Here is a 516-nt window from a genome sequence, read left to right as displayed (position 1 = left end):
CCACAGCAATGCGCGCAAGGCTGGCCTTATCGATGATGCTCCAGGTCGAATAGGAGATCGGGAAGAACAGCAAGGTGATCAGCGGCAGGAAATACGCGACGTCAGCCCGCAGCGTACCGTTGACGATCGAGGCCGAGACCATAGCCGCGCAGTAGGCATAGATCGCAATGGTCATGGCAAGCATCGGCCGGTCGACATTGAAGCGCCGCCGCTTGGCTGCCAGCAGCACCACCGACCAGAGTGCGCCGCCATGAAAGACGAAGCTCACCACCGATCCCAGCACAGGTGGCGAAAAGAAACAGGCGATGGAGAAGTAGACAATTATCTGCGCGGGTGTGAGATGCCGCGGGAGCGATATGAACGGGTTCAAAGCCTTGTTTCGCAATCTTCCAGATTGTGAACCGATCGTTCTAAGGTTCCCGCTATCATGCTCTTGCACCCTTTTCCCGAACCGGTATAGCCGCTGGCTCCGGTATCCGATAGTGCAATGCCGCCGCGCCCCCCAACCGGCTGTAA

1 pseudogene is annotated in these 516 nt (G+C 58.1%); it reads right to left on the bottom strand.

Annotation, left to right across the window (positions count from 1 at the left end):
• Nucleotides 1-271 (bottom strand): annotated as a pseudogene (locus EN780_RS37290) (O-antigen ligase family protein); the annotation flags it as partial.
• Nucleotides 272-516 lie beyond the last annotated feature (245 nt).

Origin of the sequence: Mesorhizobium sp. M4B.F.Ca.ET.089.01.1.1 (assembly GCF_004022605.1) — a bacterium.
Lineage (GTDB): Bacteria > Pseudomonadota > Alphaproteobacteria > Rhizobiales > Rhizobiaceae > Mesorhizobium > Mesorhizobium abyssinicae.
This window is presented reverse-complemented; position numbering and strand designations above follow the sequence as displayed.